This window comes from Microcoleus sp. F4-D5 (assembly GCF_036704885.1).
GTDB lineage: Bacteria > Cyanobacteriota > Cyanobacteriia > Cyanobacteriales > Microcoleaceae > Microcoleus.
In genome coordinates, this window is the sequence record NZ_JAUBSX010000003.1 from 145,576 (window position 1) to 169,389 (window position 23,814).

16 protein-coding genes and 1 pseudogene are annotated in these 23,814 nt (G+C 44.3%); 13 read left to right on the plus strand and 4 right to left on the minus strand.

Annotated features, from left to right (window positions below; all coding sequences use genetic code 11):
* Window positions 1–102: 102 nt before the first annotated feature.
* A complete protein-coding gene (locus QUA80_RS02810) occupies window positions 103–540 on the plus strand; it encodes a hypothetical protein (RefSeq protein ID WP_015174638.1) in 438 nt (145 codons plus the stop codon).
* Window positions 541–814: 274 nt separating this feature from the next.
* Here the strand turns inward: QUA80_RS02810 and recA are convergent, their stop codons facing one another.
* On the minus strand, window positions 815–1,954 hold the full coding sequence (gene recA, locus QUA80_RS02815) for a recombinase RecA (protein WP_015174639.1): 1,140 nt from the start codon (window positions 1,952–1,954) through the stop codon (window positions 815–817).
* Between the two features lie 318 nt (window positions 1,955–2,272).
* Here recA and QUA80_RS02820 point away from each other — a divergent pair, with 318 nt between their 5' ends.
* Both QUA80_RS02820 and QUA80_RS02825 read left to right on the plus strand, forming a co-directional pair.
* Window positions 2,273–3,889, plus strand: a complete 1,617-nt coding sequence (locus QUA80_RS02820; protein ID WP_333421214.1) for a glycosyltransferase family 39 protein — start codon at window positions 2,273–2,275, stop codon at window positions 3,887–3,889.
* A 370-nt stretch (window positions 3,890–4,259) separates the two neighbouring features.
* Entirely contained in the window at window positions 4,260–5,795 is a 1,536-nt protein-coding gene (locus QUA80_RS02825) for a peptide ligase PGM1-related protein (protein ID WP_333421216.1), read from the plus strand.
* Window positions 5,796–5,970: 175 nt separating this feature from the next.
* On the opposite strand, the gene lepB is transcribed toward QUA80_RS02825, so the two are convergent.
* Entirely contained in the window at window positions 5,971–6,579 is a 609-nt protein-coding gene (lepB, locus tag QUA80_RS02830) for a signal peptidase I (RefSeq protein ID WP_333421217.1), read from the minus strand.
* A gap of 403 nt (window positions 6,580–6,982) precedes the next feature.
* Here lepB and QUA80_RS02835 point away from each other — a divergent pair, with 403 nt between their 5' ends.
* From QUA80_RS02835 to QUA80_RS02845, 3 genes are read left to right on the plus strand one after another with little or no spacing between them, the layout of a single operon-like run.
* Window positions 6,983–8,305, plus strand: a complete 1,323-nt coding sequence (locus QUA80_RS02835; protein ID WP_333421218.1) for a dihydroorotase — start codon at window positions 6,983–6,985, stop codon at window positions 8,303–8,305.
* A gap of 60 nt (window positions 8,306–8,365) precedes the next feature.
* Window positions 8,366–8,707 carry a DUF433 domain-containing protein gene (locus tag QUA80_RS02840; RefSeq protein ID WP_015174644.1) on the plus strand — a complete coding sequence of 114 codons (342 nt, stop codon included), beginning with the start codon at window positions 8,366–8,368 and terminating at the stop codon, window positions 8,705–8,707.
* Window positions 8,708–8,710: 3 nt separating this feature from the next.
* Window positions 8,711–9,046: a DUF5615 family PIN-like protein gene (locus QUA80_RS02845; RefSeq protein ID WP_333421220.1), complete on the plus strand. Its 336-nt coding sequence runs from the start codon at window positions 8,711–8,713 to the stop codon at window positions 9,044–9,046.
* 149 nt (window positions 9,047–9,195) lie between these two features.
* On the opposite strand, the gene tsaE is transcribed toward QUA80_RS02845, so the two are convergent.
* Together tsaE and QUA80_RS02855 are read right to left on the minus strand one after the other, a co-directional pair.
* Window positions 9,196–9,645: a tRNA (adenosine(37)-N6)-threonylcarbamoyltransferase complex ATPase subunit type 1 TsaE gene (tsaE, locus tag QUA80_RS02850; protein ID WP_333421222.1), complete on the minus strand. Its 450-nt coding sequence runs from the start codon at window positions 9,643–9,645 to the stop codon at window positions 9,196–9,198.
* A gap of 113 nt (window positions 9,646–9,758) precedes the next feature.
* A complete protein-coding gene (locus tag QUA80_RS02855) occupies window positions 9,759–11,159 on the minus strand; it encodes a gluconeogenesis factor YvcK family protein (RefSeq protein ID WP_333421224.1) in 1,401 nt (466 codons plus the stop codon).
* Between the two features lie 174 nt (window positions 11,160–11,333).
* Here QUA80_RS02855 and QUA80_RS02860 point away from each other — a divergent pair, with 174 nt between their 5' ends.
* From QUA80_RS02860 to QUA80_RS02890, 7 genes and pseudogenes are all read left to right on the plus strand, one after another.
* Window positions 11,334–12,116: an ATP-binding cassette domain-containing protein gene (locus QUA80_RS02860; protein WP_333421226.1), complete on the plus strand. Its 783-nt coding sequence runs from the start codon at window positions 11,334–11,336 to the stop codon at window positions 12,114–12,116.
* A 100-nt stretch (window positions 12,117–12,216) separates the two neighbouring features.
* Complete coding sequence (locus QUA80_RS02865) at window positions 12,217–13,695, plus strand: MlaD family protein (protein WP_333421228.1); 1,479 nt, start codon at window positions 12,217–12,219, stop codon at window positions 13,693–13,695.
* Between the two features lie 189 nt (window positions 13,696–13,884).
* Window positions 13,885–14,644: pseudogene (locus tag QUA80_RS02870) on the plus strand (Uma2 family endonuclease).
* Between the two features lie 96 nt (window positions 14,645–14,740).
* Window positions 14,741–14,992: a hypothetical protein gene (locus tag QUA80_RS02875; RefSeq protein WP_333421230.1), complete on the plus strand. Its 252-nt coding sequence runs from the start codon at window positions 14,741–14,743 to the stop codon at window positions 14,990–14,992.
* Window positions 14,993–15,182: 190 nt separating this feature from the next.
* Window positions 15,183–15,575 carry a tetratricopeptide repeat protein gene (locus tag QUA80_RS02880; RefSeq protein WP_333421232.1) on the plus strand — a complete coding sequence of 131 codons (393 nt, stop codon included), beginning with the start codon at window positions 15,183–15,185 and terminating at the stop codon, window positions 15,573–15,575.
* Between the two features lie 107 nt (window positions 15,576–15,682).
* Entirely contained in the window at window positions 15,683–18,958 is a 3,276-nt protein-coding gene (locus QUA80_RS02885) for an FkbM family methyltransferase (RefSeq protein WP_333421234.1), read from the plus strand.
* A 25-nt stretch (window positions 18,959–18,983) separates the two neighbouring features.
* Complete coding sequence (locus QUA80_RS02890) at window positions 18,984–23,810, plus strand: FkbM family methyltransferase (protein WP_333421236.1); 4,827 nt, start codon at window positions 18,984–18,986, stop codon at window positions 23,808–23,810.
* Window positions 23,811–23,814 lie beyond the last annotated feature (4 nt).

Consider the following 23,814-nt stretch of genomic DNA (forward strand, 5'->3'; position numbering starts at 1 on the left):
TTTTAACCTTATTTTAGTAATAAATACTTATTGCGTTGAAATAAAAAAAACAGTATATTTGAATACAGAAATTAAATTTATTTTAATAATAGGTAAGTAAAAATGCTTGTAAGCTTAACCGAAAGAGAAACTCAGCAAGGCGATCGCCGCTCAACCAGTGCCATGAACAACGGATTAAAGGTTCAATCAAGACTTTTTAGTTTTCTGACAGTATGTGTAGCAGTGGCTGGATGCTTGGGAACTGCTTCTGGGGCGATCGCCCAGGAAGCTCAACCGCAAGTAAAAGCACAGGCGATCGAGCAATCCAATCAGCAGCCAGTCAACAGCACGACAAGTCAACCTACTGCTGCGCCTCAATTCGATGCAGCAGCGCAAGCAGAAATTGCTCAGATGTTGCTGGGATTTATCTATTTTGTGTTGCCAGTGGGTGTGGGCTTAACTATTTTTCTGCACGACAAATACGCTCAGAAGCGCTCTGCTACTCTCAACCAACAGATAGAAGTTTTAGAGATTTCCTTCCACCAAAACCCTCAACATTAAACGCGCTCTCAAAAGTATCTGGCGGTTAAAACTCAGATTTTGCAACAATTTCAGCAACAGGCAAGATGCCTGTTCCACAAGAAAATTGAATTTTTGTGGAACAGGCATCTTGCCTGTTCTTGAAAATATAGTTCTTGGGTCAATTCAAGCCCACCTACTATTGCTAAGCTGTCGCGCATCTTGCATTGTATTTTTAGGGCAGGCGAGACGCCCACCCTACAGGAACTTCATCACACTTGACTGTAAAATTTAGATGCAGCTCAGCTTAAAAGATTTAGATTTCTTCCAAATCCTCTACATCTTCTACATTGTCTACATCTTCTACATTGTCTAGATCTTCTGCATCCTCATCATCATTGTCAACAGGGGCAACAGAATTAGCAGAAACCACAGCACCAGTCTCAAGTTTCTTTTTAACTAGCTGCTCAATTTCATTTTTGAAGTCGGCATTTTTCTCCATGTGTTGGATCACTTTGTCTCGTCCTTGAGCTATGTTCTCGCCGTTATAGCTATACCAAGAACCTTTTTTGATAATTACTCCCATTTCGTCGGCCAAGTCAGTCAGACAGCCTAAAGTGGAAATGCCTTTGCCAAATACAATGTCAAATTCGGCAATGCGGAAAGGCGGAGCAACTTTATTTTTAGCAACTTTAACTTTCGTGCGGTTGCCGTACTCTTCTGTGCCTTTTTTCAAGGTTTGAATCCGGCGGATGTCAAGCCGCACGCTGGCGTAGAACTTGAGTGCGTTACCGCCAGTTGTGGTTTCGGGGTTGCCGTAAGTTACGCCGATTTTCTGCCGCAATTGGTTGAGGAAAATGACGGTACAGCCGGATTTGCCGATGTTGCCGGTGATTTTCCGCAAAGCTTGACTCATCAAGCGCGCTTGCAAACCCATGTGGGAGTCGCCCATGTCGCCTTCGATTTCGGCGCGGGGGACGAGGGCGGCTACGGAGTCAACTACTACGATATCGACGGCGACGGAACGCACGAGTTGATCGACAATTTCTAGGGCCATTTCGCCGGTATCCGGCTGGGAAACTAAGAGATTTTCAATATCGACGCCCAAAGCTGAGGCGTAGGTGGGATCGAGGGCGTGTTCGGCATCGACGAAGGCTGCGATACCGCCGGATTTTTGGACTTCGGCGATCGCGTGGAGGGCTAGAGTGGTTTTACCGGAACTTTCGGGCCCGTAAATTTCAATGACTCGACCTTTTGGCAAACCGCCGCCCAAAGCAATGTCCAGTGTCAGGGCTCCGGTGGGAATGGTTTCTACCCTCATGCGAGTGGAGTCTCCCAATCGGACGATCGCCCCTTTGCCAAAGCTGCGCTCGATTTGGGAAAGTACGGAAGTTAGGGCTTTTTGCTTTTCTGAGTTTTCAGTGGAAGTTTTTATAGACGCTTCTTTTTTTGGCATTTGCGGTACGCGGGTAGACCCCTTGCGGAGCTTGTTGATTAACTGTACAACACGTATGTTAGCAGTTATTTTTGGGCTCTGGAGCTTCTGGGAGGATCTGGTTGAAGATTCTTGATTTTGGGGGTGGTTCAGCCTCAGCCAGCTTTCAGAAGGCTCCGATCTATAAGGTATTCGGCATCCGGCAGAGGGTAAAATTATTGTCTGTTGGGATATGTACTGGGTATCGATCGCTCCTTGAGTGAGGTTTGAGATGGTCTACAGTGCCAAATTCCGTCAACCGTAGCTATCCTGCAGAGAATCGCCACAATTAGGACAAGCATGGGATCTAAAACACATCAAGACACATCTGTTAATACCAAAAATTCCCGCTGGCTGATGAACTTATTGGCGATCGGCATTTTACTAGGTATCGGATTTCGGTTTTTTGAGATCGATCGCAAACTGTACTGGCACGACGAAGTTTACACATCAATCCGCGCCGCTGGTTTCACACGCCAAGAAATCGACGACGAACTATTCCAAAACCGGATTGTTCCGGCACCCGAATTGCAAAAATATCAGCGGATTAAACCGGGAAGTACAGAAGCAGATACAATTCGTTCTTTGGCACTCGAAGACCCGCAGCATCCCCCTTTATACTTTCTCATGGCTCGTTGGTGGATGCAGCAATTTGGGAGTTCTCTAACAGCATCCCGCAGTTTGCCAGCAATATTGAGTTTGCTGTCGCTGCCTTTGATGTACGCTTTAGCTCAGGAACTTTTCGCCTCGAATTTGGCGGCGTTATTAGCAACAGCACTTTTGGCTTTATCTCCCTTTGACATATTGTTTGCTCAGACAGCAAGGCAGTACAGTTTGCTGACAGCCACAGTTATTGGCAGCAGTTGGCTGCTGCTGAGAGCAGTGCGGTTGCGGGGTTGGCAAAATTGGGTATTTTACTCGCTGGCGATCGCCCTTGGTTTCTACACTCACCCTTTCTTCAGTTTAACACTCATCGGACACGGAGTTTTTATAATTTCTTACTGGTTGTTTGTCAAAAAAACAAAATTGCGAGGTCATGTAACTAATTCCCAATTTTTCCTAGCAGTAATAGCAGCTTTAATATTGTATATTCCGTGGATTTACGTGCTGGCAACCAACCTGGAACGAGCATCAGCTACGACTGATTGGACGCGACTATCTCCGGGTTGGCTGTATCTTGTCAAATTGTGGGCGCTCAGCTTTACAGCATTATTTTTTGACTTCGACTTCGGCTTTGATAATATTGGGAATTATCTGCTGAGATTGCCATTTTTGCTGTTAATTGCGGCAGCCCTTTACACAATCTGCCGCCGGACTAGCAGTTCAACTTGGCTGTTTATTTTAACATCTATTTTTGTACCTTTTTTGATGCTGGCGTTACCGGATTTAATCCTAGGCGGCAAACGTTCCGCCGTCAGCCGCTATCTGATTTCTTGCTTTCCGGGAGTGCAGCTAGCAGTTGCTTACTTGCTCGCAAGTAACGTGAAAACTCAGCAGCGGTTTTGGCAAGTCATTTTAGCCTTGGTATTTACAGCAAGTGTATCATCCTGTACGGTCAGCGCTTTTTCTGATACTTGGTGGAGCAAAGACTTGAGCTATTTTAATGCTGAAGTTGCGAAAATTATTAACAAAGAGGCGATAGCTAACCGATCGATTAAAGATACAATTGTAATTAGCGATCGCGGCAACGATTTTACGAACATGGGAGATTTGCTATCTCTGAGTTATTTGCTCGACAAAGAGGTGCGGCTGATCCTGATGAGCCAGTCGCCAGAAATCGAGATGCTGAACAAATATTCGGCTCCCCTGGTATTGCGCCCTTCGGAAAAATTGCGATCGGCACTCAAGCAAAATCAACGCCGCCTAGAGCCAATATTGGAGTATGCCAGACTTTTTCGAGTGCGGCGAGCTTCTTAGAGCAGATTGACAGAAATGCACGATCGTCCCCGGTAGAGTAAGTCAGTGGATTTTAGATTTTAGATTTTAGATTTTAGATTTATTGGACAGATGAATCTGGGAGATTAAACTTTGGTCTAAAATTTTTATCTTTCCACGACAGGAGTAGGAGTACGTGGCACGGTATCCGTTTTTGGGCGGGGTCACAAAAAAACTGTTTGAGTTGCCTCAAATATTTCGACTGACACACCTTAAATCACTATTGGGGCATTTTTGTCAAAAATCCCGCTAAAGTACGTCAGAAAAAAACTGTGTCAGTTGTCTCAACTATTGGGGCTGACGCACCCGACACTATCCGCAATAATTATTTAAATACTTAGGATCGAACGCAATGCAAGAGTTAAATAATTCATCTTCCGAATTCGCAGAGGAATTTCGCAATCTTCAAAAAGAATTACGCGAACGTTGGCGAGCTATCGAAGAATTCGACAGCGGAGATTGTGACATTATTATCATTCCTTCTCTCAGCTTAGATCAGCAAGAAATGAAGAAAGTTGAGGGTGCTTACCACTACGAAGAGCGGCATTTATTTTCATTGATTCGCCTGCGAAATCCCCGCACGCGCTTAATTTACATTACCTCCGAGCCGCTGCACCCCATGATTGTGGATTATTACCTACAATTGCTGCCGGGAATTCCATTTTCTCACGCGCGCGATCGGCTTTTGCTGTTCTGTACTTACGATGCTTCTGCCAAATCCCTCACCCAGAAAATTTTAGAGCGTCCCCGCTTGATGGAGCGCATTCGTCAAGCAGTGCGGCCGACAAAATCTTATATGGTTTGTTATAACTCGACGCCCTTAGAACGCGAGTTATCTGTTAAATTGGGGATTCCTTTGTGGGCTAGCGATCCCGATCTGTTATACTGGGGAACAAAAAGTGGCAGCAGACAAATTTTTAAAGAATGTGGGTTGCCTTATCCTGACGGTTCCGAGTTGGTTTGGAATGTGGAAGATTTAGCCGAATCTGCGGCCGGGCTCTGGGAAAGGCAGCCGCATTTAAAGCGGATCGTAATTAAGTTAAATGAAGGTTTTTCCGGTGAAGGAAATGCTATTTTAGATCTGAATTCCCTCGCCGGTAAAGCGCCTAAAGAAAGAGCGAAGGCAATTGGCGATAGCTTCCATAATTTGCGCTTTCAAGCAACGGGCGAAACCTGGGAAAATTTTAGCAGCCGCATTCCCGAATTAGGGGCAATTGCCGAAGCATTTATCGAAGGAGAAGAAAAGTTATCGCCCAGCGTTCAAGGCAGAATTGTTCCCAGCGGCGAAGTAGAAATTCTCTCAACCCACGACCAAATTTTAGGAGGCCCAGACGGTCAAATTTTCTTGGGCTGCCGATTTCCTGCGGACGAATCCTACCGACTGGCATTGCAAGAATTAGGATGGAAAGTCGGGAAAAATTTAGCCGAAAAAGGTGCTTTAGAGAGATTTGGAGTAGATTTTCTTGCGGTGCGGCAATCAGACGGCAACTGGGATATGCAAGCAATAGAAATTAACTTGCGGAAAGGAGGCACAACTCATCCGTTTATGGCGCTGAAGCTGTTAACAAATGGTCGGTACGAACGTTCGACAGGATTATTTTACAGCCAGCAGGGCCGTCCGAAATATTATGTTGCTTCTGACAATTTGAAAAAAGAGCGGTATCGGGGATTGTTGCCGAACGATTTGATGGATATTATTGCTGACAATCAATTGCACTTTGACACCAGTACAGAGACGGGCAGCGTGTTTCATTTAATGGGTTGTTTGTCGGAGTTTGGCAAATTGGGATTGACGAGTATCGGCAATTCGCAGCAAGAAGCTGAGGAGATGTATAACAAAGTTGTGAAAGTGCTCGATCGCGAAACGTCAGGCGATTTTACATTTTAGATTTTAGATTTGATCCAGTCAGTCAGCGTAGATCCCCGGCTTCTTGAAGAAGTTGGGGATCTAATATCCCTCGCGTTTTGTATAGCAACCGGCAAGACGATTAGGATGTTCTCAATCACCAAAACCATTGCTATTATTCTGTTTGCCTTCTTCCTTCTTCCTTCTTCGGTTAGAGCTAATTATTAGCGGGATAGAGGGGCGTGGGGTCGATCGAACCTGTGCGGTTGAGCGGCCAAAAACGCACAATTGCTTTACCGATGATATTTTGCTTCGGCACAAAGCCCCAATAATGGCTGTCACAGCTTGCGTTGCGGTTGTCGCCGAGCACCAAGTAAGAATTTGGAGCTACAACTACAGGCCCGTAGGGATACTGCGGAATTTCTTCAATATATTTTTCCTGTAGCGGCTGCTTGTTAATAAAAACTTTTCCGTCTTTGACTTGCACAGTGTCCCCTGGAAGTCCAATAACTCGCTTGATATACGCATCTTTGATCGGTGGCGGCTGTCCCGTGCACAAACTAGCCGGGTCAGGAGGCATAAATACGATAATATCTCCTCGGTGGGGGTCTTGGAATCGATAGCTTACCTTATCTATAATTAATCGATCGTTAATTTGTAAGGTTGGAAGCATCGAGCCAGTGGGAATGTAGCGAGCTTCGGCAACCAGGGTGCGGATGCCAAAGGCCAAAAAGGCTGCTAAGCCGATCGTCTTAATTCCTTCGATCCAAGGATTTTCGGTGTCTTGCGGAGGTTTTTCGTCGGCTGACTTGTCTAGACGAGTCATAAGTATTAAGTGACTGGGCTGGATACAAATTATAAACTTAATTCAGAGTTTTTTCAGGAAATCTGCAAAATCTTTGCCGGCAGGGTGGGTTTTTGCATTGACCCTGTTAATTGACGAGTTGAAAACCTCGATTTGTATGCGAATAATTTTTTGATTACTCGCTAGGAATGCCTACCCATAAAAAAATATTTGTTGCTTGACAGGAATCTGCTTCTCACTTCAAACCTGCCCAATAAGAAACCGGGTTTTTTACATAGATATATCGTCCTCAACCTCTTGTTTTTGGTATAAACAGGGTTGGCGAGCGCAAGTCTGATTCATATTTCTTACTATTAGCATACCTATTTTGAGGATAAAATTTTTTTAGACTCACACACACACATCACTCATTTAATTATAGCTTATGCCGACCACATCAAGTTTGTTAATCCGCCGCGCTCGCATTTTGTTACCCGACGGCGAGTTTTTGGTAGGGGACGTGCAAATCTCCGATGGCAAAATTGTTCGGGTTGCTCCTGAAATTGCCGCATCGGGCGATCGAGAAATAGATGCGAAAGGCTTAACTCTGTTACCCGGAGTAATCGATCCCCAGGTACACTTCCGCGAACCGGGTTTAGAACACAAGGAAGACTTGTTTACGGCTAGCTGTGCTTGCGCTAAAGGCGGCGTGACATCGTTTCTGGAAATGCCGAATACGCGACCTCTGACCACAACCCAAGCTGCCTTAGATGATAAACTAAGTCGCGCTGCCGAGAAGTGTTTGGTGAACTACGGCTTTTTTATTGGTGCAACCCCCGAAAATTTGCCTGATTTGTTGAATGCGAATCCGACTCCGGGAATTAAGGTGTTTATGGGTTCGATGCACGGGCAGCTTTTGGTGGATGGAGAAGCAACTTTAGAGGCGATTTTTGCTGCGGGCGATCGACTAATTGCCGTGCACGCAGAAGACCAAGCTAGAATCAACCAGAGGCGTCAGGAATTTGCCGGGATTTCCGATGTTGCCGTACACTCCCAAATTCAAGACAATCAAGCAGCTTTATTAGCAACTCAGCTAGCCTTAAAACTTTCTAAAAAATATCACCGGCGTCTGCACATTCTGCACCTTTCAACTGGGGATGAAGCTGAGTTGTTGCGCCAAGAAAAACCTAGTTGGGTGACAGCAGAAGTTACGCCGCAGCATTTGTTGTTAAATACCAGCGCCTATCAAAAAATTGGCAGTTTAGCTCAGATGAATCCGCCTTTGCGCGAACCCCGCGATAACGAAATACTTTGGCAAGCTTTACTCGACGGCGTAATTGATTTTATCGCCACCGACCACGCGCCGCATACATTAGCAGAAAAAGCTCAAGATTATCCGAATACGCCGTCGGGAATGCCGGGAGTCGAAACTTCTTTGCCTTTGATGCTGACCCAAGCAGTAGAGGGAAGATGTACAGTGGCGCAAGTTGCTAATTGGATGTCGGCGGCAGTTGCTAAGGCTTATAAGATTCCCAACAAAGGGGCGATTGCCCCGGGTTTTGATGCAGATTTGGTATTAGTAGATTTGGATAATTATCGACCTGTCGTGCGAGAAGAAATGGTGACAAAGTGCGGCTGGAGTCCCTTTGAAGGTTGGAATTTAACTGGATGGCCTGCGGTCACGGTTGTGGGAGGAAAAGTTGTTTTTGAGAATGGTAAATTGGATACAAATGTGAGGGGAGAAGCCTTGACATTTGACGCTGAGTAAGCGTGAATTTAACTCAAGTGTTATAATTGGGTATTCCCGATCGCAAAGGCGATATTACCCATGCTTCTCCAAGAACTAGAAACACAACTCCTGGCCTTAACTCCGACTGAGAAAGCTGAAGCCATCCGGCTTTTAACCCAAAGTTTAAACAATAGCTGGCCAGGAATTACCAAAACTCCCGACGTGTGTGGCGGCGATGCTTGCATTGCCAAAACTAGACTTCCCGTGTGGCTGTTCGTGAGTTTGCGCCGTCAAGGTTCAAGCGATGCTGAACTTCTACAATTTTATCCCCAGTTGAATGCTGCAAACTTAGTAAATGTCTGGACTTATGCTGAGGCTAACTCCGAAGAAATTGAAACAGCACTCCGAGAAGAAGCAGCAGCAATGATGCAGGAAGTATAATTTATGGCACGTCTCTATGCAGATGAACAGTTCCCGTTTCCTGTTGTGGCATTGCTGCGAAATTTAGGTCACGATGCCCTGACTATTCAAGAGGCCGGAAATGCCGGAGATGATGACCCCGAAGTATTAGCCTTTGCTGTGAATAACGATCGGGCGGTTATGACGCAAAATCGTCGGCATTTCATTCGCTTGCACGCTCAACAACCAAATCATGCTGGTATTATCGTGTGTACAGACGATAAAAATCTAGAAAGGTTGGCAACACGCATCAATGATGCTATTGCTGGTGAAGAAACTTTGAGAGGTAAATTGATTCGTGTCAACCGTCCGCCACAGTAAGTTCGCGCTGAGATGTTGCACCATTCTCTCTTAACAGGCTTTCGGGCCTGTTCCGCGAAGAGTGAATTTTCTCGCTTCACAGGCCGGAAAGCCTGTTGCTGAAAAGGCTGAGTGAGAATAGTGCAACATTTAAATTCGATCGCCTTTTCTCAAATTTCCAATTGCCAATTTAATAACTCGCCATTACCCATTACTTCAATTTGCCGCCCGTTATCTAGATAACTCAAATAAATTTGCAAAGAATTATCTGGTTTGTACTGCAATCTTTCCGCCCATTCGATCGCCACAATTCCCAAATCCCTTTCTAACCCGTCCCAATAACTTTCTAAGTGCAAAGCCTCCGCTTCTTCGGGTTCCAGTCGATACAAATCTAGATGATACAGCGGAACTCGCCCAGCAAAATACTCGTTAATCAGCGTGAAAGTAGGACTATCAATCGAGTCTGAGATTCCTAAACCTTCAGCGATGCCTTGAACCAAGGTAGTTTTGCCCGCACCTAAATCTCCTTGTAATAAGATTATAGTGCCGGGGGGGAGCGATCGACCTAACGCAGCACCAAAGTTGCGCGTAGCCTCAGAATCTGGAAGCAAAGTTTTCATTTCAATAATTAGTCATTAGTCCTTAGTTATTTGTTATTTGTTACTTGCTTGTGGCTGCTAATAACCAATAACCAATAAAATTAGTCAACACTCAACTGTCAGCACTCAGCAGCTTAAATGTTCTGGGCGCGGCCGTACCAACGCAGCAACATTCCCGCCAACCTTTGAGAATTGTGGCGAATTAAACCCGTATTTTGATCTTCATCCATGACATTGGCGATGACAACTCGCCGCCCCAATTGCGTTACGGCTTCTCGATCGAGCACAACCGGATAAGAATTCTCTTGAGAATAGCGGATCAAAGCCTTTGCAGAAGGGACTTTGCCTTGAACTACTACAGCATCGAACAGCGGCCGGCCGCAAGCGCGGTCGATCGCCCGAATATGGTCTGCAACGCTGTATCCGTCTGTTTCCCCCGGCTGAGTCATAATATTGCACACATAAATACGCGGAACTTCGCTGTTGGCGATCGCATCAGCAATTTCCGGCACCAACAAATTCGGAATGACACTCGTATAAAGACTCCCCGGCCCAATAATCATAAAATCCGCTTCCCGAAGTGCTTGGGCCACCTTGGGCAACGCCGGAGGATTAGCAGGAGTGCAGCCAATTTTGATGATTTTTCCGTTAGCTTTTGTAATGCTGGACTCCCCCTCAATCCTCCGGCCGTCAGCCAGTTCTGCCCACAAAGAAACGTCGCTCAGAGTAGCCGGCAGCACTTCTCCCCTAACTGCTAAAACTTTAGAACTCGCGGCGATCGCCTGTTCCAAATCTCCAGCAATATCGCTCATCGCCGTCAAAAACAAATTCCCAAAACTGTGACCCATCAAACCGTCACCTGCCTGAAAGCGATATTGAAATAACTCAGTCAATAACTTTTCCTCATCTGCCAAAGCCGCCAAACAATTGCGAATGTCTCCGGGCGGCAATACCCCAATTTCCCGGCGCAGCCGCCCGGAAGAACCGCCGTCATCCGCCACCGTGACAATAGCAGTGATTTTGGCACTGTAATCCTTCAATCCCCTGAGCAAATTAGAAAGACCGGTACCGCCCCCAATTGCCACAATTTTCGGGCCGCGGTGCAAGCGGCGGTGGTTGAGGAGTCGATCGACCAATTCCTCATTCCCTTCGGGCATCAGCACTTGAGTAATAGAGTTCAAACTGCGAGTTTGCCCCCACAGAATTAACAAAATCCCGCCAGCAATCACGATCGGCCCCGACACGTAATTGGGAATAACTTCCGCAATCCACGCTAAAAAATTTCTCAACAATTGCAATAAGAAGAAAATGGGAGTCATCCCAGTCCAAATTGCTAAACCCAAAGTGGCAAGTACCACGCCGCTGGCACTGATCAGCAGCCACCGTTTCACTAAAAGTCCGGGGGCTAACCACTTAAACCACTGGTGAACTCGCCCGTTCCGCAAAGAAGGGGCGTAAGGATTTCTGGATTGGGCAAAAACCTGCTTGGCTTTAGCCAAGACGCGGAGGGCTTTAGGAAGTGAACTAATTGACATGGTTAATTAGTCTTAAGGGTATTGGAACAGCTCGAGCTGACAAATTTACAATACAAGAGAGTTTTGATTCTGGCAGTCAATTTAAGTCATCAGTCAATTTAAGCCATTAGTCATTCGTCATTAGTGATTAGCTAGACTGATGACTGAGGACTGACAACTTATTGATAACATCTTATGATTGAGCCGCTAATCGAACTCAAGGGGGTAAGTAAGTCCTTCGGCCAGAACCCGATCCTCGATCGAGTCGATCTGAGGATTTATCGGGGAGAGGCCCTGGCAATTATTGGTCCTTCCGGGACGGGGAAATCTACGATTCTGCGGATAATTGCGGGTTTGTTGGCCCCGGATGCCGGTGAGGTTTTCGTTCAGGGACAGCGCAGGGTCGGATGGGTTGACGACGTGGCAGATCCGATCGGAATTGGGATGGTGTTTCAGCAAGCGGCTTTGTTTGATTCGCTGACGGTGGAGGAGAATGTCGGTTTTTTACTGTACCAGCATTCTAAGCTGCCGCGCCGCCGGATTCGGGAATTGGTAGAGGAGAAGTTAGAGATGGTGGGTTTGCCGGCAATTGGCGAACGCTATCCGGCGCAGTTGTCTGGGGGAATGCGGAAGCGGGTAAGTTTTGCCCGCGCCATCATGGCGAATCCCGATAATGCTAGAGACAATCCAGAGGTTTTGCTGTACGACGAACCGACGGCGGGTTTAGATCCGATCGCTTCGACGGTAATTGAAGATTTAATCCGCGACTTGCAGGCGGCCCAAGGTGTTTGCAGCACTTATGCGATCGTCACTCACCAAGACAGTACCATCCGCCGCACTGCCGATCGCATCGTGTTTCTCTATCGAGGCAAAGTGCAGTGGGAGGGAACTGTTAATGACATTGCATCGACAGATAATTTGTTAATTCAACAATTTTTTAGCGGCAGTGTTACTGGGCCAATTCAAGTGATTGGATAGTCAGCCAATTTTAGATTTTAGATTTTAGATTTTAGATTGAAATGACTGATGACCAATGACTAACGATTAATCACCAATGACCGATGACTGAGGAGGTAATATGCGATCGCGAACTGTAAGAGAAGGTTCTGTCGGGTTCTTAATTTTAGTAGGAATCGGTTTATTTGGCGGCTTAGTGCTTTGGCTGCGGGGCGTGCAGCTAGGGAACCGCAGCTACAAATTCGCCGTAGAATTTGCCAGCGCCCAAGGAATGCAAATAGGCACGCCCATCAGGTATCGCGGGGTTGCAGTCGGTAAAATTACCGCCCTCAAACCGGGTTCCAACGGCGTAGACGTGACGCTGGAAATTGCCCCCGGTACTTTAGTGATTCCCCGGGATGTTACGATCGAAGCGAATAAATCCGGTTTAATTGGCGAATCGTCGATCGACATTACCCCCAACTCGATTTTGCCAGAATCGTTACTTACCGCCAATCCCGTTAGTGCCGACTGTCCCCCTGAGATTATCTGCCAAAATTCGCGCTTAAAAGGTCAAGCTGGAGTCACTATCGACGAACTAATTAAATCCACAGTCCGCCTAGCTAATTTCTACACCGACCCCGCGCTGTTCAACAATATTAAATCCCTGGCAGAAAATACAGCCAACACCGCTAAAGGCGCAGCTAAACTCACTCAAGATTTATCGAAATTAACTCAAACTGCCCAAACCGAAATCAAAAATTTAAATCAATCTGTCAGGGGAGACATTGGAAGCTTAAATCAATCGGTTAAAACCGAAATAGCAAGTTTAAATCAATCATTAAAGGGAGAGGCAAGCAGTTTAAATCAATCATTAAAGGGAGAAGCCAGCACCTTAAATCAATCGCTAAAGACGGAAATATCAGCAGTCGCGGCTGATATTTCTAAAGTAGCAGCTACGGCGGACACTTCCACAAAAGCCGTATCTGCCGCTGCGATAAATTCTGCTAATTCAGTAACTCAAGCAGCCAATCAAGTTACATTAACAGCCAACCAACTCAATTCTTTAGTAGCAACCAACCGCGCCAGTTTAGTTTCAACTCTGAATAACATCAATCAAAGCAGTCAGGAACTGCGGGTAGCTGTCAGCAGTTTGAGTCCGACAATTAATCGCATCAACCAAGGACAATTGCTGAACAATTTAGAAGTTTTATCAGCGAATGCAGCCCAAGCTTCTGGTAATTTGCGAGATTTATCCAGCCAGGTAAACAATCCGGCAACTTTGCTATTATTGCAGCAAACTCTAGATTCTGCACGAGCTACATTTCAGAACGTGCAGAAAATTACTTCCGACGTGGATGATTTGACAGGAGATCCGGCTTTCCGCAACAACATTCGCAGGTTATTCAACGGATTGGGAGGCTTATTGGGTTCGACAGAACAACTGCGACAGCAAGTTAAAGTAACTCAAACATTAGCTCCCCTTTCTCAGAAAGTAAATGCGAGTAAAACTGCCAGAAATCCATCAGTGGAGCCTGGATTTCCTCGCTTGCAAAAACAGCCAAAATTGCCTGTTATACCTGCTCAAACTGCCAGGTCAGCAGAACAAATTGCTCCATAAAATACCCCTTAAAAGAGGTATCATTGAATAACAGCCCTTGCAAGATTCGCAACTTCCTCTAGTTAGTAAGGTGGGTAATACTCACTCCGATTACAGCTAGTTAATAAGGTGCGCCTTTAGCACCCGGCATTAAATTTATTGTCCAAACCCTATTAACAAAAAATTTTTCAAGCTCAAAAAGTAAAATCAATGACGCAAACATTATCGAAATCGGCTGAAAGCAAAACCCAGTATACTGTAACTTGGGAAAAATTGCCAGATGACTTTAAATTACCAGACGACCCTGTAGAAAACATCGACCAACCACTTTTAGCCGCCGCCCTCCGAGAAGCCTTGGATATCGCAGGATTTATCCTAGCTTCAATGCTAATAGCTTCCAATTTTGGACTCTGTGCCAAAGTCAACGACAAAATAGTAGTAAAAGCCCCAGATTGGGTGTACGTTCCCTCGGTATTGCCCGCAGAAACAGGAGAAGTTCGCCGCAGTTAGTTATACGCGCAATGCTGAGGGAGAAGTACCTGCTGTAGTGATGGAATTTTTATCGGATACTGACGGCAGTGAATATTCAAATAAGCCGACATATCCTTACGGGAAATGGCGGTTTTATGAGCGAATTTTGCAAGTACCGATTTATGTAATTTTTCAACCTAAATCGGGAGTATTGGAAGTGTACAGACTCTCGACCTCGGGAGAATACGAATTGCAAGAACCGGATGCTAATCAACGATTCTGGATAGAATCAATGGGTTTATTTCTGGGGGTTTGGGAAGGTGAAAAATCTCAGAGAACGGGTTATTGGTTGCGCTGGTGGGATGAGAATGAAAATTTGCTGCTGTGGGGTGCCGAACGGGTGGAACAGGAACGCCAGCGCGCCGAAGAGGAACGCCAGAGGGCCGATCGACTAATGGCATACTTGAGAAGTCAGGGTATCAATCCTGATGGAGTTTGAGGGTGTAGGGTTCGCGCGATCGAACAAAAGTTAATAAAATTGAGAAAACAGTTGCGCTCTCAAAAGATTAATCTAAAAAAAGGATAAGGAGAAAACATGACACAAACAGCAGTCAAAAACTCTGTCACCGATAGTTGTCTGACTCTAAGAGGAGTGAGTTGGTCGCAATTTGAATCGCTAGAAGCCGCTTTTGAGTCTGTCGGCGGTATCAAATTTGCTTACTTAGATGGAATTTTAGAAATTATGACAGTTAGCCCCGAACATGAAGAGACAAAGGGTACTATCAGGGCTTTATTAGAAGCATACCTGTACTGCGTCCGGGCGCGTCTTTGTAAAGTTATACGATAATTGTTAGAAGCTCGGCCCGCTTGTGAACCAGACAATTGGTTGAATTTGCTTGACAAATATCGGTTGATGTGTAAGTAGTGTTAGCGAAAATTTTAAATTGCGAGGGGCGATCGTTTTGCGATCGAACTTGGGCAATCTAGATATAGGCGCTTCTTGAGTGCCTGGAAAACAGCGAGGCCAAGAATTAGCAATGGAAAGTACACAAAAAAAATCTAGTGCTCGTCCGGTTCATCGGAGCGATCGAATTAAGCAGATTTTTGCGTTAGTATCAATGGTTTCGTTTGGTGGTTCTGCGATTTTTGGTATTTTCAGTCTGTTCAGCAGCGGTTTGAGCAGCCAGCACCAGCAAAAGCCGGCGGCGGCTGCTGTTTCCCAGGAATCTTTGCTGGCGGCGCAGGAAAGGGGATATGAAACGGTTTTGCAGCGGGAACCGCAGAATCAGACGGCTCTGGAGGGGTTAGCAAATGTGCGGTTGCAGATGAATAATGGGAAAGGGGCGATCGAGCCTTTGGAGAAGTTGGTGAAGCTAAATCCCGGACGATCGGATTATAAGGCGCTGTTGGCGCAGGCGAAGGGGAAATAGTAGGCGATCGGTCAATTTTGTTAGTAAGAGAGATTGAAAATCCTTAAATTAAATGCAGCTTCCTAATTAAAATACCCGACTTAGTTTCACAAAACGAAGGATTGAATATGGGCATAGTACGCATGGGACCACCAATAGACATCATCTCCCAACTAAAAGCAGCTTACGGGATTAATAATTTTATTGAAACAGGAACCTATCAAGGTCATACAGCATACTGGGCAAGCCAATTATTTGAACAAGTTTTTACAATAGAGTATTCTCAAAACCTTTATCAAAAAGTTACCGAAAAATACGGTCATATCAAAAACATAGACTTTTTGTACGGTGATACCAGAAACCTTCTTGATAATACAGTATCACAACTTCAAAGCCCAAGTTTATTCTGGCTAGACGCTCACTGGAGCGGAGGGCAAACCTATGGAGAAATCGATGAGTGTCCCTTACTCGCTGAAATCAAAATAATTAACCGATCTGACTGCGAACACTTTATTTTTATTGATGATGCCCGATTGTTTTTATCTCCTCCACCGCCGCCCCATTCACCTCAACATTGGCCGGATATTAGCGCAGTATTAAACTTTTTAAATTCAGGAAAAAACAGCAGGTATATTGTAATTATTGATGATGTTATTATTGCTGTTCCGGCGCGGGCAAAAGAACTAATTTTTCAGTATTGCCAAAATTTGAACACAAGTTTAGGAAATACAGGCACCGGGAAGCCGGAACAAAATCATCAAAGCACTGCGGTGTCTGCTAATAATATTAATCAGGTAGAGTCTATCAATAACTATGAATTAAAGATTATAGAAAATTTTATTGCTTCCGGTAATGTGGTTTTCGATATTGGCGCAAACATAGGTAGCTGGACAAATCAAGTATTAAACATATGCCCCGACGTTCAAATCCATTTGTTTGAGCCAGCACCGCCAATATATCAAACACTTCTACAAAACCTGGCTGAACCGATTAAAACAGGTCAACTCGTGTTAAACAACTTGGCAATAGCACACCAACAGGAAATCAGGGAATTTTATTACTACGATAAATTTTCAGGATGGAGTACATTTCACCGCCGATTTGAAATCGAAAAACAATATAATATTCAGTCGCCTCAGCCATTTCATATTTTAACAGCTACCCTTGATGATTATGTCCAAACAAGGGGTATAAAGCGAATTAATTTCTTAAAAATTGATACAGAAGGCGGCGAACTAGAAGTTCTTAGCGGAGCAACGAACCTCTTACAAAAAGGCAAAGTAGATTATATTCAGTTTGAGTATGGCGGAACATTTGTTGATGCCAACATCACATTAAAACAAGTATTCGAGCATTTACAAAAATTTCGTTATACAATCTTTAAAATACTGCCCCATGCTTTACAACCCTTACCCGAGTTTTTACCAGAATATGAGAATTACGAGTATAGCAACTTTTTAGCTGTGAACGAGAGGTTCACAGCTTTGATTTTTAGTCAAGCACCAAATCTGCTCGATTTGCAGCAGCTTTGCGGAAAACATTCTGTTGCACCGCGCGGCATTATTCACATTGGGGCACACGAAGGCAAGGAAATTGCAAGATACCGAGAAATGGGAGTGCAAAGGGTACTGTTTGTTGAAGCAAATCCTGCTGTATTTGAACGTTTGAAAACAAATATAGCGGGTTTTCCTAACGTGCTAGCGGTGAATTGTGCAGTTAGCAACATCAACGGCACAAGCACATTGTATGTAACTTCTTTGGATCAAAGCAGTTCTATCTTACCATTGAAGGATCATCAAAAGTTTTATCCACAAATAAAGGAAGTTGAGCGTGTAGTTGTGGAGTCGAGAACTCTGGATACACTTCTAGAAGAACTTGAAATTAATCCCGCCGAATTTAATATATTAAACATTGACATTCAAGGTGCAGAGTTATTGGCTTTGCAGGGAGCAACGAACGTTCTCAGACACATAGAAGCAATAAACACGGAAGTTAATTATGAAGAACTCTATGAAGGCTGCGCTTTAATTGACGAAATCGATGATTTTCTGGAGAGGTGCGGTTTCGATCGCGCTGCAACTGCAACACCCTTCCATCCATCTTGGGGCGATGCGTTTTATGTGAAAAAGCCGGTAATTACAATGTCCACGCTTGGCAGAAACGGACGGTTTGCCAATCAAATATTTCAGTATGCTTTCTTGACAATATACGCAAAAGAACATAACTTCAGAGTAGAGACACCAGCCTGGATTGGTCAGGCTCTCTTTGGTTGCAAAGATCAGCCAATTTCTCAGGAGTTACCTGTAGTTAGCGAAGAAACTAATAACCTTTTAGAAGCTCGCATACCAAAAGCCAAAGAAACCTTCAAAAATGTGGATTTTTGGGGTTACTTTCAGTACCATACAAAGTATTATGCACCGCACAAGGAGTATTTCATATCGCTGTTCAAACCGGTGCCGACAATAGAAACTAAAATGAAGAAAGCCTTGGATTGTTTGCGATCGCGCGGCAAAACAATCGTCGGTTTGCACTTGCGGCGGGGAGACTACGGCTACAGCGATTTCTTCATCGCACCGAGCGAATGGTACAGAGAATGGCTAAAAGGTTTGTGGGAAACCCTCGACGAACCAATACTATTTATTGCTAGCGATGAACCGGAAAAAGTTTTAAGTGATTTTGAGGAGTATAATCCCATCACGGCAAAAGATTTAGGTTTGGAGTTACCGGAAGCAGAATTTTATCCAGATTTTTATTTATTGAGCCAGTGCGATATCACAGCAATTTCCAATAGCTCATTTTCCTTCGCAGCTTGTATGCTCAACCAAAAAGGCAAATTTTTCTTTCGTCCGCACTTATCGGCTCAAAAACTCATTCCTTTCGATCCGTGGAATAGCGAACCAATTTTGCGGAATGTCAACCTTATCCGCTCTACTAACGAAATTAACCCCGAATTAATAACAACTACGAAAACAATTAATCTTGACTTGATTGAAGAAACGATCCAGAAATTAAACCTCAGAGAAGTTAATTTAATCATTTTCCCAAATTGGCATCAGCCAGAAGAGTCTCTCTCTGGCGAGTTGTCAGAGGTCATCAAAGGTGTTTTGGCTCATCGCGATCGCGATCGCATCACTCTACTTATAGACAGTAGCGACATTGATGAAGAGGATGCTAACCTTATTTTGTGCAATGTTACCATGACTTTGCTGCTGGAAGAGGATTTAGATGTTGGCGAGGTGCCGGAAATTACCTTAATCGGACAGATGAGCGAACTGCAATGGGAAATTCTTTCGCACCATCTTCGCGCTCGCATTGTGTTGGAGCAAGAAAATAAACACGTGGCACACAGAGCAGGTAACTTGCCACTGTGTAAAATAGAAACCTTCGCAAATATCAAATTATAAAAACTAAGTTTAAGTGAGTGCAACTATGAACAATAACGTTTCTAAATCGTCGTTCAACAGGATAATTCCACCTGAGATTAAAAATGATGAATTTTATCTGGCTATTCAAAGGATTGTTCAGAACGAAGATATTAAAACAGTCTTAGAAATTGGCTCGTCATCGGGAGAAGGAAGTACAGAGGCATTGGTGACAGGGATTCGGCAAAATCAGAACAACCCAATGCTATTTTGTGTAGAAATTTCACAACCTCGCTTTGCTCAACTAAAAAATAGATATGCTAATGATGATTTTGTCAAGTGCTACAACGTCTCTACTGTTTCTCTCGAACAATTTCCCGAGGAACAAGAAGTTATCAACTTCTACAACAACATTAATACAGGTTTAAGAGGTTATCCACTCGCACAGGTAATAGATTGGCTGCGAGATAATATAAAATATGTTAAAGAATCCGGGGTTGAGCCGAACGGCATCAAAAAAATAAAGCAAGAAAATAACATCGATATTTTTGATGTAGTGATAATAGACGGCTCTGAATTTACGGGACGAGTGGAACTAGACGAAATATATGGAGCCAAGTTTATTATGCTTGACGACATCGATACGTTTAAGAACTATCAGAATCATTGCAGATTACTTTTAGATTCCAACTATGTACTGGTAGAGCAAAATCTATTTTTGCGTCACGGTTATTCCGTTTTCAAGAAGACTGAAACAATAAAAAAAACTCGCCAAGTTTCCGATATGCCCCTACATTTTTTCACAATCGTTCTCAATGGACAACCGTTTATTCGTTACCATATCCAAGTTTTAAAAGAGTTACCTTTTCAGTGGCACTGGCATATTGTTGAGGGTGTAGCAGACTTGAAGCACGATACAGCTTGGTCTTTAAACTCCGGGGGAAAAATTGCGGACGAAATTCACAACAACGGACGCAGTAATGACGGAACTGCTGAGTACATAGACGAACTGGCAAGACAATACCCTGAAAACGTTTCAGTATATCGCAAACCGGAAGGTGTTTTCTGGGATGGAAAACGCGAAATGACGAATGCGCCATTGACAAACATTAGAGAGGAATGTTTGCTGTGGCAATTGGATGTAGATGAACTGTGGACAGCCGAGCAAATTTGTACTGCGCGGCAGATGTTTATCAATCATCCTGAAAAAACAGCAGCTTTCTACTGGTGCTGGTATTTTGTCGGAGAGAATCTGGTTATTAGCACTCGCAATTGTTATGCTCAGAATCCTCAACAAGATTGGTTGCGTACTTGGAGATTTAAGCCCGGAGCATTTTGGATCTCTCACGAACCTCCAAGATTAGCGGAACCCAATCCTGACGGTTGGCGCGATGTGGCTGCGGTCAATCCTTTTTTACACGAAGAAACTGAAGCAGCCGGGCTAATTTTTCAACATTTCGCTTACGCCACAAAAGAACAGTTGCGTTTTAAAGAGCAATACTACGGCTATGCTAATGCTGTTGCTAAATGGACAGAGTTGCAGCGACAAACTAGATTCCCGCTTTGCTTGAGTCAGTATTTTCCCTGGGTTAAAGATTTAACGGCGGTTGATACTGCAAAGGCTTGTGGAATCCAGCCGATCGCGCAGAAAGAAAAAGATAGCAATACCTGGAAGTTTGTACAAGTACCTCAGCAACAAAAGTCTGCCAAACCTCACCAGCTATTTCCCAAAATAATTGTAGACGGCGTATTTTTTCAGCGCTATAAAACTGGAATTGCTCGGGTATGGAAATCTCTCTTAGAAGAATGGGTAGAAAACGGTTTTTCCGAACACGTAGTTGTTATTGACAGAACGGGAACTGTTCCGGAAATTCCCGGCATCCAGTACCGTCCTTTGCCTGGTTACAACTATGACACAGTGGATGCCGATCGCGCAATGCTACAGCAAGTTTGTGACGAACAGAGTGCAGACTTATTTATCTCGACTTACTACACAACTCCCCTATCAACTCCCTCTGCATTCATAGCGTATGACATGATTCCAGAAGTTGAAGGAGTAAATTTAAGTACACCGATGTGGCGTGAAAAGCATTTCGGGATTCGCCACGCATCTGCATACATCGCAATTTCCGAAAATACAGCCCGTGACTTAGTAAAGTTTTTTCCAGATATTGCCTCAGATTCAGTAACTGTAGCTCATTGCGGAGTTAACAGTAAATTTTCACCAGCGAGTCCAGAGGCAGTTAATCATTTTAAAAACAAGTACGGTATATCAAAGCCATACTTTCTTTTGATCGGGCCTGGAATCGGCTATAAGAATGGAACTTTGTTTTTCCAGGCTTTTGCTCAACTTGAAAGCAGACAAGGGTTTGAAATTGTCTGTACGGGTAGCGATTTGTTATTAGATACAAAGTTTAGAGACTATACGTCAGGCTGTGCGGTACATATTTTACTGCAACTGAGCGATGAAGAGTTGATAGCTGCTTATTCCGGTGCTGTTGCACTGGTTTATCCCTCGAAGTATGAAGGTTTTGGCTTACCTGTGCTGGAAGCGATCGCTTGCGGATGTCCAGTCATTACTTGTGCAAATGCGTCTATACCTGAAGTCGCAGGAAAAGCGGCATTATATGTGAACGATACTGATGTTAGCGGACTGGCGAATGCGCTTTGCGAAGTGCAAAAGCCGGATGTTCGCAAGGCCTTAATTGCTGCAGGTCTCAAACAAGCGCAAAATTTTTCGTGGTCGAAAATGGCGAAAACGGTGAGTTTGGCTTTGATAGATGCAGCATTCTTGCCTTTAAAGCTGCGGTCAATCAATTTAATCGTTTTCCCAAATTGGCTAGCATCAGAAGAGACGATTTGCGAAGAATTTACACAAGTTATCAGGGCGATCGCCTCTCACCCCGATCGAATGAAGATGACATTACTTGTAGATACTGGCAACATTTCTAACGAGGATGCAAATCTGATTTTATCCAGTGTTGCTATGAATCTGCTGATAGAAGAAGATTTGGACGTTACTGAGTGTGCCGAAATTTCCTTGGTAGGACAACTGGAGGAAAAACAGCGGGAAGCGCTGTTGAGTCGCATCCAGGGTAGACTTGTCATAGAGAACGAAAATAAACAGGCGATCGCAGCAGCCAAAGCAGAAAACCTTCCCTGCTGGGATCTCGCTAGCTTCAGCCGCCAGCGAGCCGTCCAATCAGAAACAGGAGATTGGCAGTTCATTTTAGCAGAAAGTTTATTTCTCAAAGTCTCTCAAAGACAACATAATATTAACGAAAAACCCTCCGCGATTTGCTACTTAGAATACCTCCAAATAAACTGTCGGACTATCGATTTAGATACCTGGTCGCGCGTAGCTTCAATTCTTGAGAATACATCTTGGGACGAACCTGTATCAGCGACGGATTTAAACAATTTTGCTGTAGTAGCCTTGATAGAAGCAGAGCAGTGCCAGGAATCATCCCTCAAAGAAATATATATTAATACAGCTTTAGAAGCCTTAAAGAGTGCAGTAGATTTATACAATCATCCACTCTGTGCAGCTCATTTTGCCCTAGTTCTTGCCCTGACGGGAGAATCCGATGAAGCAATTAAAGAAGCTTTTCATTTTTTGGTATCCCTTGGTATTCAGCAGTCTGCTGGCGGCACACGAGAAAAAATTCCTCCAGCTCTTGTTTATCTGCCGCCGACTGGTAGTAGTTTGAAGATGTACCAAGCAGAACTGCTAATTCAAATTTTACAAGCCGAAGACGCTCGCAGTCAATCGATATTATTGTTAATTGAAGCTCTAGGTCGATCGCAGATAATTTCTTACAATGAATTCGGAATGAGGCTGCTGCACCTAACGGCTCAAGTTTTACCAGATTCTGGTTCCATAAATTTAAAAATAGGAGTATACAGTCTGCTAAACGATCGATCGGAAGGAGTCATGTATTTGCACCGTGCCAAACAAATTTCCTCGAATTCCGCACCCGTGCTGCAAGCTCTATACATCGCCTGTAAAGATTTAGAGCAGATAGAATATGCCCAGGAATGGCTAAATTTTGCTCGACAATTGGCTCAACAGCATCCCAATTCTCTAGAGTGGAGATGGACTGACTTAGAAGTTAACAGTCTCTTCACTTATGTGCCTTTTGAAACTCAACTTTTATTAGCAGTTGAACCGAGGTTTTACGGTTGTATAACCAGCAGCGTATTGATTGCCGAAAGAGACTGGTTTGAAAAAGAAATGGAATTTTGGCGCAGTGCGATCGCACCAGGCATGACCGTTATCGATGTGGGTGCTAATGTGGGAGTTTACACCTTTAGCGCTGCTCTGCGAGTCGGTTCCCAAGGGCACGTGCTGGCAGTAGAGCCTTTTTCTGGCTGCATTAGCTATTTGCAAGAAACCTGTAGAATAAATCATCTAAACTGGGTGAAAGTTTGTGCCGGTGCTGCCAGCGATCGCTCTGGAACAGTTCGCTTATCTCTTTCCCCTGCCAGTGAATTAAACAAAATCGCCACTGGCGAAGCTGTCGCAGAAATGCAGCCAGACTCTTTTGAAGAAGTCACCTGCTTTACTCTAGACAGCTTGATTGAGCAGGAAAACTTGAGCCGAGTAGATTTCCTCAAAATAGATGTTGAAGGGCACGAATTGTCAGTATTGACCGGCAGCGACAGAATATTATCTGAATTTGCTCCCGTCATTATGTATGAAAATATTGTTGCCGGAAGTAAAGACAGCAATTTACCTGTTGCTGACTACCTTAGAGGGAGAGGATATCGATTATTCCGCTATCAACCTTACCTGCAGAAACTAATTCCTGTAAACTCCGCCGAAGAGTTGCACGGAAACATGAATATCATCGCTTTACCCTCAAATCAAAGTTACCTATTAACTCAAGAATAATCAG

Bases quoted from the DNA above. Each gene is read 5' to 3' on its own strand.
- QUA80_RS02810 (WP_015174638.1), top strand. From the start codon at position 103: ATGCTTGTAAGCTTAACCGAAAGAGAAACTCAGCAAGGCGATCGCCGC.
- recA (WP_015174639.1), bottom strand. From the start codon at position 1,954: ATGCCAAAAAAAGAAGCGTCTATAAAAACTTCCACTGAAAACTCAGAA.
- QUA80_RS02820 (WP_333421214.1), top strand. From the start codon at position 2,273: ATGGGATCTAAAACACATCAAGACACATCTGTTAATACCAAAAATTCC.
- QUA80_RS02825 (WP_333421216.1), top strand. From the start codon at position 4,260: ATGCAAGAGTTAAATAATTCATCTTCCGAATTCGCAGAGGAATTTCGC.
- lepB (WP_333421217.1), bottom strand. From the start codon at position 6,579: ATGACTCGTCTAGACAAGTCAGCCGACGAAAAACCTCCGCAAGACACC.
- QUA80_RS02835 (WP_333421218.1), top strand. From the start codon at position 6,983: ATGCCGACCACATCAAGTTTGTTAATCCGCCGCGCTCGCATTTTGTTA.
- QUA80_RS02840 (WP_015174644.1), top strand. From the start codon at position 8,366: ATGCTTCTCCAAGAACTAGAAACACAACTCCTGGCCTTAACTCCGACT.
- QUA80_RS02845 (WP_333421220.1), top strand. From the start codon at position 8,711: ATGGCACGTCTCTATGCAGATGAACAGTTCCCGTTTCCTGTTGTGGCA.
- tsaE (WP_333421222.1), bottom strand. From the start codon at position 9,645: ATGAAAACTTTGCTTCCAGATTCTGAGGCTACGCGCAACTTTGGTGCT.
- QUA80_RS02855 (WP_333421224.1), bottom strand. From the start codon at position 11,159: ATGTCAATTAGTTCACTTCCTAAAGCCCTCCGCGTCTTGGCTAAAGCC.
- QUA80_RS02860 (WP_333421226.1), top strand. From the start codon at position 11,334: ATGATTGAGCCGCTAATCGAACTCAAGGGGGTAAGTAAGTCCTTCGGC.
- QUA80_RS02865 (WP_333421228.1), top strand. From the start codon at position 12,217: ATGCGATCGCGAACTGTAAGAGAAGGTTCTGTCGGGTTCTTAATTTTA.
- QUA80_RS02875 (WP_333421230.1), top strand. From the start codon at position 14,741: ATGACACAAACAGCAGTCAAAAACTCTGTCACCGATAGTTGTCTGACT.
- QUA80_RS02880 (WP_333421232.1), top strand. From the start codon at position 15,183: ATGGAAAGTACACAAAAAAAATCTAGTGCTCGTCCGGTTCATCGGAGC.
- QUA80_RS02885 (WP_333421234.1), top strand. From the start codon at position 15,683: ATGGGCATAGTACGCATGGGACCACCAATAGACATCATCTCCCAACTA.
- QUA80_RS02890 (WP_333421236.1), top strand. From the start codon at position 18,984: ATGAACAATAACGTTTCTAAATCGTCGTTCAACAGGATAATTCCACCT.